Annotated in this window: 10 protein-coding genes and 1 pseudogene; 10 read left to right on the plus strand and 1 reads right to left on the minus strand. The window is 45.8% G+C overall.

Annotation, left to right across the window (positions count from 1 at the left end):
* The first annotated feature begins 132 nt into the window (after positions 1 to 132).
* The 8 genes and pseudogenes from ACYQ2M_RS23615 to ACYQ2M_RS23650 all read left to right on the plus strand — a co-directional run bounded on the left by ACYQ2M_RS23615 (position 133) and on the right by ACYQ2M_RS23650 (position 8,539).
* Positions 133 to 2,466 (plus strand): EAL domain-containing protein, encoded by a 2,334-nt coding sequence (locus ACYQ2M_RS23615; RefSeq protein WP_459918858.1) that lies wholly within the window; start codon positions 133 to 135, stop codon positions 2,464 to 2,466.
* Positions 2,463 to 3,371 carry a phosphate/phosphite/phosphonate ABC transporter substrate-binding protein gene (locus ACYQ2M_RS23620; RefSeq protein WP_459918859.1) on the plus strand — a complete coding sequence of 303 codons (909 nt, stop codon included), beginning with the start codon at positions 2,463 to 2,465 and terminating at the stop codon, positions 3,369 to 3,371. The genes ACYQ2M_RS23615 and ACYQ2M_RS23620 overlap by 4 nt, the downstream gene beginning before the upstream one ends.
* A gap of 158 nt (positions 3,372 to 3,529) precedes the next feature.
* Positions 3,530 to 3,787, plus strand: coding sequence for a hypothetical protein (locus tag ACYQ2M_RS23625; protein WP_459918867.1), 258 nt, complete (start codon positions 3,530 to 3,532; stop codon positions 3,785 to 3,787).
* Entirely contained in the window at positions 3,703 to 3,930 is a 228-nt protein-coding gene (locus ACYQ2M_RS23630) for a transposase zinc-binding domain-containing protein (RefSeq protein WP_459918860.1), read from the plus strand. The genes ACYQ2M_RS23625 and ACYQ2M_RS23630 overlap by 85 nt, the downstream gene beginning before the upstream one ends.
* Positions 3,931 to 4,045: 115 nt before the next feature.
* The gene (locus ACYQ2M_RS23635; RefSeq protein ID WP_459918861.1) at positions 4,046 to 5,320 is read left to right on the plus strand and encodes a putative porin; all 1,275 of its coding nucleotides are present in this window, start codon (positions 4,046 to 4,048) and stop codon (positions 5,318 to 5,320) included.
* A 601-nt stretch (positions 5,321 to 5,921) separates the two neighbouring features.
* A pseudogene (locus ACYQ2M_RS23640) lies at positions 5,922 to 7,164 on the plus strand (alkaline phosphatase).
* 147 nt (positions 7,165 to 7,311) lie between these two features.
* Positions 7,312 to 8,031, plus strand: coding sequence for a YibE/F family protein (locus ACYQ2M_RS23645; RefSeq protein WP_459918862.1), 720 nt, complete (start codon positions 7,312 to 7,314; stop codon positions 8,029 to 8,031).
* Positions 7,985 to 8,539 (plus strand): YibE/F family protein, encoded by a 555-nt coding sequence (locus ACYQ2M_RS23650; RefSeq protein WP_459918863.1) that lies wholly within the window; start codon positions 7,985 to 7,987, stop codon positions 8,537 to 8,539. Before ACYQ2M_RS23645 ends, ACYQ2M_RS23650 begins: the two co-directional genes overlap by 47 nt.
* Positions 8,540 to 8,804: 265 nt before the next feature.
* On the opposite strand, the gene hisJ is transcribed toward ACYQ2M_RS23650, so the two are convergent.
* Positions 8,805 to 9,728 carry a histidinol-phosphatase HisJ gene (gene hisJ / locus ACYQ2M_RS23655; protein WP_459918864.1) on the minus strand — a complete coding sequence of 308 codons (924 nt, stop codon included), beginning with the start codon at positions 9,726 to 9,728 and terminating at the stop codon, positions 8,805 to 8,807.
* Positions 9,729 to 10,581: 853 nt separating this feature from the next.
* Here hisJ and ACYQ2M_RS23660 point away from each other — a divergent pair.
* Together ACYQ2M_RS23660 and ACYQ2M_RS23665 are read left to right on the plus strand one after the other, a co-directional pair.
* Positions 10,582 to 11,028, plus strand: coding sequence for a TraR/DksA family transcriptional regulator (locus tag ACYQ2M_RS23660; RefSeq protein WP_459918865.1), 447 nt, complete (start codon positions 10,582 to 10,584; stop codon positions 11,026 to 11,028).
* A gap of 22 nt (positions 11,029 to 11,050) precedes the next feature.
* On the plus strand, positions 11,051 to 13,468 hold the full coding sequence (locus ACYQ2M_RS23665) for a hypothetical protein (RefSeq protein ID WP_459918866.1): 2,418 nt from the start codon (positions 11,051 to 11,053) through the stop codon (positions 13,466 to 13,468).
* Positions 13,469 to 13,654 lie beyond the last annotated feature (186 nt).

The following is a 13,654-nucleotide window of genomic DNA, read 5'->3' on the forward strand; positions in this document are numbered from 1 at the left end:
ATTTCATTAAAAAAAAGCTCTTATCGGATTAGTGTGATATGGATAGATTATGATGCCCAATTCACAATGTTTACGCATGGGAAATTATAATTTTTCACACATATCCGCAATGAGCCAAAAAAACAGACGTCAATGACCCTCCACCTCATTACCAAAAAGCTGAAGAACAGGAACCTGCCCATTTTACAAACGGGACTTGTTCTGTTCTGTTTTATTGTCATTTTAATGGCGTGGATTCTGAGCCTGAACCAGCTGAACAAAAGCAAAACATCGCTTTTGCATGGTTTGAAACAGGAGCAGCAGAACCTGACCAGTATCCTGGCAGAAAATCTATTTCAGATTCTGGAGCAAAATCGAGCCATTGAGGTATTTGCCCTGGAGCGGCTTTCCGGGAACAAAACAATCTTCTCCGACGTAATTTCCAGTTTTCTATACGGGAAACGGGGGTTTAACCGGATTGTTCTGTATGACCCCTCCGGCGAATCATTGTACATGTCTTCACCCGGTTACAACGGTGAACTGAGCCAGGAACGCATTGCTCAATATATTCATCAAATGGTTCAAAACAACACCCCCCGGGTGGTTGCCCCCCCCACCGCTTCCCCGGACTCCACCTGGCAGATTCCCATTTTATTTCCGCTGACAAAGGACAATGGGATTTACGGTGTCATGCTCCTTGAGCTGGATCTGGGATATTTTATCACACTGTTCCAGAGTATCAGCATTGGCAGAACTGGACGAATTACCATTTTGAATAATCAGGGCAGCCCGCTGGCTTGCTTTGAAAGTGGTGGACTTGTCATCGACGGTGCATTGTTCACAGATCCGTTGACAATGGATCTAAAAAATGTTTCAGCCACAGAGATTATCACCGATAAGGACCTGAAAGCGCATCATTTGACATACCGGCATGTCCAGGACTACCCCTTTACCGTGGTTATCAGTCAGGGGCTCGCGGAAATTCTTTCAGATTTCAACCAGTACAAAAAAGCACAGCTGCGGATTCTTTCCATGCTCACGCTCTTCTGTCTCTGTGGTTTTTATCAGATACTCAGGATGATAAACCGTAAACAACACTATTTGATGGCCCTGACCGCCGCCAACCAGGAAAACAACGAACTGATTGCAAAGTTGAAAAATGAGCATGAAAAGGCTGTCAATGCGGCATCCTTTGACCCGTTGACATCTCTTTACAACAGACGTTTATTTGTGTCCATTGCACAGAAAAATCTTTTTCTGGCCCGGCGTAACAGATTAAGTTATGCCATATTGTTTATTGATCTTGATCGTTTCAAAACCATCAACGACACCCTGGGGCATCGCATTGGAGACCTGCTGCTCCAAACCGTGGCCCGTCGCCTGGTCGACTGTACACGAAATTCAGATATTGTTTCCCGATTCGGCGGGGATGAATTTGTTGTCATGTTAACCGAAATAGCCAGTGATCGGGACATTCCCCCCATTGTTCAAAAAATTATCACTACCCTTTCAGAACCTTGTGAAAATCTTGAGGGTCAGGTGGTTCATACCAGCCCAAGTATTGGCGTTGCCGTTTATCCCCGTGACGGTGAAAATATTGATTCCCTTCTTGTTAGCGCAGATGCTGCCATGTACAAATCAAAACAGGCCGGCCGTGGACGTTACACCTTTTTTGATGCCAGCCTGAATACGATTTCCGTTCATGAATTTGAACTGGAACAACAGATGCCGTCAGCCATTGCCCATGATGAATTCGTTCTTTACTACCAACCGAAAATCAGACTTAAAGATTACCGTGTTGTGGGCCTGGAAGCGTTGATCCGATGGCAACATCCCGATTATCAACTGATCTATCCCGACGGTTTTATTGAAATGGCGGAAAAAACAGGTTTGATTGTAAATCTTGGCAATTGGGTTCTGGAGGCAGCCTGCCGGCAGATGGCCCAATGGCATGCTGACGGTTTAAAAATCGTGCCCCTTGCGGTGAATGTTTCCCCCAAGGAACTCAAAGACAAAGATTATTCCCAACGTTTTTTAAAAACACTCAAAAAGCATCAGTTGTCTGCGGATCATATTGAGGTTGAAATTACTGAAAATGCCTTTATTAAGGATAAAAAGGTGGTCATTGAAAACCTGAAAACGCTTTTTGCCAATGGTATCACTATTTCTCTGGACGACTATGGGAATGGTTTTTCAAGCCTCAATTACATCAAGTCTCTTCCCATCAGTGTCATCAAGATAGATCGCAGCTTTATCATGGATATTCGGAACAATCACGATGATAACTCCATTGTTTCATCCACCATTGTCCTTGCACAGAAACTCAACCTCATCGTTGTAGCAGAAGGCATAGAAAGCCATGACCAACTGGTAAACCTTAAAGTTGCCGGTTGCGACCAGGTACAAGGGTATTATTTCAGCCGTCCGGTTCCTGAAAGGGAAATTCGCGAATTCATTATTTCTCCTTTGAGGGGGCCATCCGAATGAAAAAAATTACTGCCGCACTTGCTCTTGCCCTCTTTTTGATCATTCTCCAGGTCACACCTTCTGTTTCTGGAACACCCTTTCCAGAAAATACAAAAAAAACAGCGCTCTATTTTTCCCTGATCCCTAAAAAAAACGTGGATCAACAACTGTCGGATCTTCAACCGCTGCTGCAATTATTAACAAAAAGACTCAACAGGCCCATCAAAACCATCCGTCCTCAATCCTATCAGGCTGTTATTGAGGGAATTCTTTCCCAAACCATCGATTTTGCCATCCTGGGACCGGCATCCTACGCCAGGGCCAGGGTACGTGATAAAAGGGTTGACGCATTTGCCTCCTTTGCCAGAAAAAAGGGATTTATCACACCCCAGGGCAGCTATTACCATGCCGTTCTTTTTACATTAAATGAACGAGGATTTCAGTCGTTTGAGGATCTGAAAGAGAAGAAAATTGCATACACAGATCCGGCAAGCACGTCTGGTTTTCTAATACCGAAGTTGGCTTTTTCCAGAGACTCGGGGTACCCCCTGGAAACATTTTTTGGAACATCCATCTTTACGGGATCCCATGACCGTTCCATCAGATCGGTTGTCGACGGTAATGTCGATGCGGCATTTGTTTCCTCTGCCCGGGTGGATGAGGCGGTTCAGAAAGGAACCCTTCTACCCGAGCAGATTGCAATTCTATGGAAATCCAAGCCCATTCATCGGGACCCCTTTGTTTTCAGTGCCGGGGTAAATGATATGGTACGAAATCAGATAAAAGAAATTATGCTCTCATCTCCACCTCAAATAGATCAAATGCTAAATAGAATGCAGCTGTCTGGAATCGTGGAGGTCAGTAATGACGACTACCAGGCCGTTCATGATCTCGTTGCCATCCAGGCACAAGGGAAAATCCGTTAAATAGGATGACCTGATCGCACCGGATCTCATTGCTGGGGTGGGCAAGGGGCAATGTTTTTCTGCTTTTTGCAGATTCCAACGTTTTAAGTGGTAGAGTAAATTTCTATGTATTTCATCCCCTTATCTTTGATATAATATGGATAATATCAAGATACTATATGGAAGATATGGCCATGAAAAGAAAAAGAGAAGATCATACAATTACCGTTGATTTTAAAACAACTGAGGCGTATCTGAGAATTATTCAGGATGGAAAGGCCTTCATAGAATTTGTTGTTGCTTTTCTGGTATCCATTGGTGTTCAACTGAAGCATAGAAAAAAACCTCAAATGTGGAAGTTGCCGACATTTTCCGAGGTCATATCAATGATTATCAAGCCCGGTATAAACTCCATCCGGAGCATTACAAGGTTGTGAGCCATATCATGGAATGGCGTACCCCCTACCTTAGGGGACATATCCACGCCTGTCCAGATTGCGGACATGAAGTTGAGCCGTACAACTCATGCGGCAATTGCTGCCCTGATTTTTTACCCAAAGGGGAGCATTATGTTTTTTAATTGATTTATAACAAAGCCCCAATACTTTCCTATCATTTTTTCTATATCCTCAGTGTCGTTTTAAGTTTTGATTATTTTTTTGTATTTAACAAAATAAACCGAGGAGAAAAAGAACATGGGTAAGTCTAAAATTTCACTGATAATGCTGTTGGCATTACCCCTGCTTGTCAGCGTACCGTTCCATGCGGCTGCAGGAGATTACAACCAACAGCAGATCGTCAAGGAATTGGAATCCCTGAAGCAGACCATCACAGCGCAGCAAAAGTATATTGAGCAGCTTAGAAACCAGATGAACGAAATGTCAACCAAAGAAAAGGCAGCTATAAAGGATGAACCCGCTGCCGGACAATCTTCTAAAGTGGCGCTTGCCAATAAACTCATCGATCAGTTGACACTCAAAGGAGATCTAAGGGTGCGCTATGAACGTCGTGACCGTACGGAACCCTCCACCAGCACCAGCAGCGATAAAGCCCGCGATCGTTTCAGAACCCGCCTGCGCCTGGGCGGCGTATGGCAAAACCAGGCTGAAAACTGGGAAATCGGTGCAGGTGTTGCCACCGGAGGCACAAGCGGTACCAGCACCAACGATACCTGGGGTGATGACAGCCCCTTTGAGACCGGTGATTTACGCCTTGATTACGCCTATGCCAAACATAAAGTCAACGACTTTACCCTTACCCTTGGCCAGCAAAAAAACCCCTTTGTTAAATCCTGGCTGATCTGGGACGGTGATCTGCGCCCCACCGGTCTGACAGCCCATTATTCCAACGAGCTGGGTCTGTTTACAACCCTGGGTGCTTACGGTGTTGAACTGTATGATGATGACAACACCGCCATGATGTATGCCGGTCAGGCAGGATACAAAAATAAAATTAATAATATCAATCTAACTATTGCTGCGGGATATCAGCATTATGACAGTGTTTTCAGCAACAACGAAGCACCCAATCCAGATTATGGTTATCACATTGCCGATATCTATGCCAGTGCTGCATTTAAGGCCGGTGATGTCAAAATATCCCCCTATGCCCAGATCTGGAGCAACCTTGGAGCCGAGGGAGATGCAGGGCAAGGTCAACTGGGCGGAACACTGAATCCGGAGGATGAAGATCTTGGATGGGTTGCCGGTGTAGGCGCTAATTTCGGTAAGGTCAAACTTGGCTATGCCTATGCAGTGGTTGGTGCGGATTCCATCTATGGTGGTTTAAAAGATGCTGACTTCGGAACCGGTATCAGTGATACAGACATCAAGGGTCATAAAATCAGTGCATCCTATGGCATTACAAAAAATATGTCCACCGGTATCACAGCCATGCTGTATGAAGCAGATGAACGTGATAACCAGCGGGAAGTTAACCTTTACCAGCTGGACGTGAAATACAAATTTTAAGTAAAACCTGCCAGATTGTTTTATCCGTCGTTCCAGGGCGACAGGCTTGAAATCAAAGCCTGTCGCCCTTTGTTTATTCGTATTTTTTATAAAACCGCTGGCGGACCGTATTCTGATCTCGTTCCAACCATGGCGGTTATATCATCGAGCCTATTCACAACATGGTCCACCCGCTGCAGTTGATGGAATAAGACGGTCCGCAGGCATGACGATAACCATTTCGTCATCATTGATCAGGCCGAAGCTTCTTTTAGGATAGGAAGACGCTTTTTGTCAAGAAAAGTATAAAAAAATATTAGAAGCCTGAAATATGGCTTCAACCGGACACAAGTACAGCATGTTGTGCCGGTGCCCAGTTGAAGTGCGTAGCTGCAAAAGGGAAAAGCGACTTTATTTTTAGGCTCAAAAAAATCGGTTCAAAGTACCCCATGATATGACCAACCCCAATAAAATCATCAAATCAATATTTAACTTTTGGCTGTTAATGTTACCGTCAACATGGCGATCTGGGGACTCAAAGAGTCCTGTAAATTTAAAGAAAATAATTTTAAATTCAGGAGTAAACATGATGACAAAAAATTTTTCAAGACAAAACCCAATGATGCAACAGCTTCAAAAAAGCATAGGCCTGGCGTTGGCATTACTCTTTATCGCACTGCCAGCCCTGGCAGCCCAGCCCAAGTATGTATTTTATTTTATCGGTGACGGTCTGGGGGCTTCCCAGAGGCAATTCAGTGAATTCTATCTGCAGGAGGAGACCAAGGACCCTTCCCGGAAACTGTTGATGAACACCTTTAACGTGGTGGGAATGAATACCACCTATGCGGCTGACACCCTTATTACTGATTCAGCGGCCGCTGGAACTGCCCTTGCGTCGGGAATCAAAACCAACAAAGGGATTATCGGAAAGGATGTCAGCGGAAACGATGTAAAAACATTGATTGAGGCTGCCGTGGATCGTGGTATCGCAACGGGTATCATCACCACCACCCGACTGACCCATGCCACACCCGCAGTCTTTGTTGCTCACAACATCTCCAGAAACAATGAAAACGAAATTGCAGATGAGTTTGTGACAAGCCGGGTGGATTTCCTGGCTGGCGGCGGCATCCGCCATTTTATTCCCCAGAACAGGGTTGAAGAAAAGGCCGATGCCGTTGGCATGACCATCAAATCAAAACGAAAGGACGATAAAGACCTGGTCCAGGCCTTTGAGAAACAAGGGTACCAGACATTTATCGGCATGAAAGGGGCAAAACAGTTCAACCAGGCTGATTTTGCATCTGTGGACAAGGTGTTTGCCGCATTCACCTATACCCATCTTCCCTATGAGATTGAGCGAGCCAACCAGTACAAAGAGGTTCCCTCCCTTGCCATGATGACACAGGCAGGGATAAAGGTCTTGTCCAAGGACACGGACGGATTTTTTCTCATGGTGGAAGGGGGCAGAATCGACCATGCCGCCCATGCCAATGATCCCACGGGGGTGATCCACGACGTTCTTGCCTTTGACCACGCCATCCAGGAAGCCTATAATTTTTATCTGAACCATAAAGAAGAGACCCTGATCCTTGTGGTGGGTGACCATGAGACCGGCGGCATGGGCCTTGGCATGGATTCCATGGGATATAAGCTGGACCTGAGTACACTTATGACAACCAAAGTTTCGGTGGAGGATACCCTTGTCTATGGTTCGGGCCAATATCAACTGGACCACCACCATTCATACCGCCACCATGATTCCCCTGTCCGCCACAGGGAACGGATCTGAACTGTTTACAGGGTTCAAGGACAACACTCAGATTGCCCAGTCCATGGCAACCCTGTTGGGGTTTAATTTATAATGAAAATATATTTATCAATGCTTTATCTCTATTGAATGTTGAAAAACATATGTATGGGTACTTATTAATTGCCTGACGGGCACAAAAAAACAATCAAACGGTCTGTTCTATTATGGAGCAGACCGTTCTCTGTTCATCGAGATATCAATGCACATAAAAAAATATGGCTCCATTATTTTGTTATTGCTCCTCATGGCCGCAATGGCCGCAATGGCCGCAGGTTACGGCTTCTGGACGGATAATAACAACTCCTCACCGGATGCAAGGGAAGTCAAAGCCCGGGTATTGACGGTGGACAATTCAGATGTCCGATCTGCTGGTCTGTCCCATATCGGGTTTCAGGCATTGGAAATCAAGATCCTGGAAGGCCGCTTCAAAGGGGAAACTGTATCGGCCTTCAACAACCTGGTCGGCCAGACAGATATTGAAAACCTTTTTAAAAAAGACGATGTGATCATCGCTGCCGTCATCATGAAGGACGATGCCATTGAACAGGTCAAAGCGGTGGATCTGTTCCGACAGAACACCCTTTTGTTTCTTTTTTGTTTTTTTGTGGTGGCCCTGCTGTTGTATGCCGGTGTCATCGGTGTCAAGGCACTGATCTCCTTTATGTTCACCGTGTTCATCCTCTGGGAGTTTTTAATTCAACAGATTTTGAATGGCCATCCCCCCCTTGTTATAACCACCTGCACCATCATCCTCTTATCCGCCGTTATTATTTTCCTGGTTGCCGGGATCAACGCAAAAGGGATTACCGCGTTTATCGGCACCATCAGCGAACTGTTTGTCACCCTGTCGGTCACCCTCTATTTTGGTTGGAATGACCCAGTTCTATGTCAATGCCTTGATTTTCAGCGGTTATTATAATCTGAACATCCGCCAAATCTTTTATTCCGCCATTGTACTCGGTGCATCGGGGGCGGCCATGGATATTGCCATGGACATTGCCGCCTCCATGGATGAGATTAAAAATAAAAAACCGGAAATTTGCCCCAGAGAATTGATCAAATCCGGGTTCACCGTGGGTCGTCACGTCATCGGCACCATGGCAACCACCCTTTTGCTGGCCTATTCCGGAGGATTCCTGACCCTTTTAATGATCTTCAAGGTTAAGGAACCAAGTCTCATGCGAATGCTTAATATGAAAATTGTTGCGGCGGAGATCATGCGGACCCTTGTGGGCAGCATCGGCCTTGTGGTGGTGGCTCCAATCACAGCCATTGTCGGCGGTATCATCATTGGCCACCTGTTCAAAAAGAAGCGTGCCACGCTTTACATGCCAAGCGAGCCTGTCCCCACCAAGAGCTCTGACCCCCAACAAGAGCACAATACCCTGTCATGGGAAAGGTATTTCACAGAAATAACCATTTCATAATCAATGGCAAATTAAATTCCAACAAAATCCTGGTAGGATTTTCAAAGATACCCCCCATCAGGTGCTCCTCCTATATTTTTCAGCAATGAGCGTATCTGGTACTCACTGATCATTTTTTTTATGATCATCAACTGATACCAGGAAAAGGCACCCCTTGGAAGATCTGAACCTGATTCCAACATCTTAATTTTTAACATCGACAATTTAAGGTGAGGGCTACGGGATCTCCCGTGCCATCGCGCCCGCGTCTGCTTTAACGATCATATCACGCCGATTTTCCATAAACACCCACCGGAGAAACCATGGACAGGAAATCAAATTTATCAAAATGTTGCCCCAGGGTATCAGGTGTGTGGGAATCTGAGCTCAACACAATGGGGATCTCTTTCTCCAGGGCCGCTTGAATAATCCAGTCACTGGGATACTGTCGGGCCACGGGATGATTAAATCCGGCCGTATTCACCTCCATTTTCATGCCCTGTTCCCTGATGACATCCAGGGTTGAAATTACCAGGTCTCTGTAATGGGCATCGGACTCCCTGAAAAAAATCTCACCGACATTGTGCTTTTTAATCACATCTATATGACCGGCAATCTCAAACAGTCCCGTTCGGTAACCCTGCTTCAGGGTTTCATAATACGACCGGCAAAGGGATGGCACATCATAATTAAAATTTTCCACCAAGGTAGCAAACTCCTCTGCGGAGCCATTGACCATGGCCTGGCAGTTGCCTTTAAAAAGCGCATGCACCGATACAATCATATGGTCCCAGCCCATGTTTGAAATGTCCTCTATCCAGCGGCTGAACATAGGTATGAACTCCATTTCAATACCCATATTAATTTTCAATCGGGAACCAAACCTTAACTGAGCCGTTCTGATGGTTTGTCGGTAAAGCTCAAGCCTGTCATATGCCATGGCGTACCGTGTGGCATGGGGAAGGGGCATATGGTCGGTAATTGTAATCTGTGAAAGCCCTTTTTTGATGGCATTCTGGGCCATCTCATCAATGGACGCACTGCCGTCGGAAAACAGGGAATGCATGTGATAATCGCTGTATTTGTTCATTTTCATACTCATACGTTCCATCATCAAATAAAGAGGTAAAACCGCCCTGCCCTCCCAGGCAGGATGGTAGGGAATTTCCATGATTTTTGCCAGGGTTGGATTAAATATTTTCGGGATCACCCGGCTTTCAGGAACTCCTCTTTTTTTTCACGAGCTGGGATATCCGTGGGATAAAATGAAGAGTCAGATTTTATTGATTTACCATTTGTCAAGTCCATGTTTTGCTATCCATATATGGCGATCATGGGAAAACGGTAAATTGAAAACTGCTGACTCCCTAATTACAGGCCTCTGCTTGAAAGAAATCATGTTTTGCTCCTGAATAATTCATTGAAATATAGGCAACCTTCAAAAAGATATCATTGGGCCAAGAATACATTCAAAATATTAGAAACTGATTAAAATAGAATTAAAAGTGAATGAGTCATTTAACCATATTAACTTTCAATTAAAACATTAAACATGCTCGGTTTTTACAGGTTAAGCCAGCCTGTCCCCACCAAAAGTGCAATACTCTGTCAAGGGAAAGACGGGGTTGATCATAAGATGGGCCATGCCGCCGCCCCCCCCCCCCGACGGGCAATGGGTCCGGACCGGAACTGTAGACAGCTCAATTGTCCGGTTCCTATTGCCCATCGGGGGGCGGCTCTGCTGAGGTTGCCCGGAAGTTTTATTTTCTAATAAAAGGTGGCCGACGTTATGATCAACCCCGGAAAGACATTTCACAGTAATAACCATTTCATAATAAATGGCACATCAAATACGAACATTCCAGTGGTACGATATCCTCAAAATTTAGGGCGAATGCGCCGCCAGCCATAAGAAACCCGGTTCATGCTGAATGCCAGATCAACCATAAACCAAAGCCCCAATTGCACATATTCTTAACTCTGGCAACTTTCTGGCAACTTGAATTTATCAACGAACACATTGATTTCTAAAAAAAAATAATCAAACGTAAAGGAGATGAATCATGACACAGGCAATAAATGACACCTACCGCCCCACAGAAGATGAACCCTACATGAATCACCGCCAGATAATGTATTTTAAAGAAAAACTCATGGAACAAAAAATTGAGTTGCAGGAAAAAGCACTGAAGATCAAAGCCAGGATCAAACGATTTAAAAGCAACCCGGCAGATATTATTGACCGAAGCAATTATTACATGGACATGGAGCGGGATCTTGGCAATTACGAACGCTACAGCCAGCGGCTCACCCAGATTAATGACGCCTTAAAACGCATGAGAACCGGCCAGTTCGGATATTGTGAACTCACCGGAAGCCCCATCGGTGTGGAACGGTTGAAAAGTGTACCCTTTACCAATATGTCCGTGGAAGCATTGGAATGTTTTGAGGTGCCGGGCAGAACGTCAGGCATTTATACCCCTGTGTGCCAATACCAACCCTGTGCCTGATTCAAAAAAGAGAAAGCATCCCATGACAGCCAAACCCAAACTTCTGGAAAATGAGGGTGACACAGCTCCCCTCCCCACAACTCTTTCCCACCTGATGGAAATCATGGGAATCAAGTCCCCATCCAGTGGCCATTATCCGGCATCCCTGCCCTTTTCGCCCCGGGATGTCACCGCTGGTGTGGAAAATGAATTCCAGACGGTGGTACAAGGAAAAAAACAGGACGTTGATCTGGCCATTGCCATTGAAACCTCCAGTTATTATAAAAACCTCATCCGACGTACCGCTTCCGGGGACACCTCCGGAAAAACCCTGGATACCCTTGAAAAACTGCTCCCCTCCGGGAAAATAAATAACTGGGCCGGCAGCTGGGTGAGGTTGCCCTTAAAGGCATTGAACACCTATGCCCACCACATTTTCAATTCAGATTTAAAGTCGGATAAAACAGAACCCGATTCGGACCGGAGAACGGATGCAGACACCTTCCATTTTAAACAGGATGGAGAGGCATTTATCCGTATCCCTGTGAGCTATTTATTAAAACTTTCCCTGGCCGATGCCATGGGAGAAGACCAGGGTCGTCACTCCTTTGTCCGCATCACCGGGGAAAAGATGATGGCCCATTTTCTCAATGACAACACCTCACCGGAAACCTTTTCCTTTTATCCGGTCCAGGCAGATTTTTCCCGGGGAGTGGGTACGTTGATGGCCCGGGAAACCTTGATCCGGTTCGTATTTACCCAGCTGCTGGTGCAATATGCTCAGGAGAAATTCTGCCTCACGGCCCATGGACAGACCGTGCAGGTATTTTTTTCAGCCTCCCCTCCCCTATGGCAAAAAGAGCTCAACGATGCCATCCCAGATACCTTCTATCGCCACCTGTTCATGAGCCCCTGTCTATCGGGTTGGTCCCGGGGAGAGGAAAAGCACAGTTACATGAAATTGTGCCACAAGGTTCTCAGTAGAAGCCGCATTAACAGTCTTGGTAAATTAAAAGAAGCCGGTATCATCACAACCAATCTTGGGGTTCTACCCAACAGCTCCAACATCAGCCTGGCCAACAATGGCACCCACATCAGCATGGGCAGCCGCAAGCTGGGACGTCTGTTAAAAGATCCGGGATCCGGCTTTACGGCCCTTCATGAAAAACGGCTTGGGGATCTGGTGATCAAGATTGTCGAACATTTTCTTCCTCTTTTTCCAGGAACTTACAGTGCGGCTCCCTATCGACTGGGTTTTGAGGACTTCCACCCGGAACAGGCCCTTGGCTTTCTTCCCCATGAGATAGACTATACCCATCTTCGCATGATGTGGAGGCGATGGAAAAAAAAGGCCAACATCCGTATTCTGGGTAAACCCGTCACCCCCTTCGGTCCCATGTGGCTGGACCGGTTCGTAAGCCGTGCTTTTTTTCTCCAGGGAGATTTTATCCCCGATTACCGACTCATTGATTATTTTGTATCCCTGATGAGCACCCATGAAAGCCCGGAACTTGACGGTACCCTGGGTAACAGTGACAAACTCAAACAGGATCTTTCCCAGATGGGGGTATTTGACACCCGAATGCCGCTTTACCAGTTGGTCCGCATGCGATCTTTTTCTAACATGGGCTTCAGCGGATTTGAGCATCGATACCACAGTATTTTTGAAAATATTTTAACTGATATGGGGGGTGCCCTGGACCTGCAGAACCTCATCACCACCCTGGCATATCATTATATCTTCTCCGGCCAGGTGACCCATGCCACCATTCCGGATACCCCCCATGTGGAGAGCGAGCGCAGGCAGATCTTTTTCGGCAGCGCCATCAATCTTCCCACCTTTTACGTCAAAGACAACACCGGCAATCTGTTTCTAAAAAAAATAATATCACAGGTTCACAAAACACGAACCAGCAGACGATACCCCGGATACACCCGGGTGCACCGTATGGAGTATCTAAAAGCCCTGGTTAACATCATCCACATCGATGGCCGTGAACTCGTGGCCCAGCAACGCATGAAAGGGGTTCTTTCCGATTTAATGGCCCGTCTTCATGCACCGGATCTGTTTAGCGCCAATGGACGTCTGGTCAACGACATTCTGGGTGACACACGTAAAACTTCACCCATGCAACTAAGGGGTGATACATTCAATCGTAAAGCGGAAAATTATTACATTGACCAATTGAAAAAAAAACACATGGATCAGGGTGTCACCATTCTGCAAGAGGCTTTGACCCGCTTGGATCTCCGGGCAGACTCCCGGGATTCGGACTGCCGGGAAGCCATTTCCAACATCCTTGGGGAAACGGATTTGTTGCGTTTTATCAAATCCATAAAAGCGCCGTTTTTAGAGAGAAGACTCTCCCAGGAACAGCTCAAACAGCTCATCTACCTTATTATTTTATACGTTGACAGAGAAACCAGAAACAAACCAACTGCACCATCTGTTGCTCAATGATCAAGATCACAGGAAATTCAGCTCCCTAACAAAGTTCTAACGCCATTCTAAACCCCAACTAATATTAAACAGATATACATTAATTTCTAATAGGCATGAATTGATGGTCATCCTGAAAAATGAGTGACCACAAAACCATAAAGTGGGGACTGTTTTGACACCATTTAATCTGATCATTGTATTGCA

It is taken from the genome of Desulfocicer niacini (genome assembly GCF_054657595.1).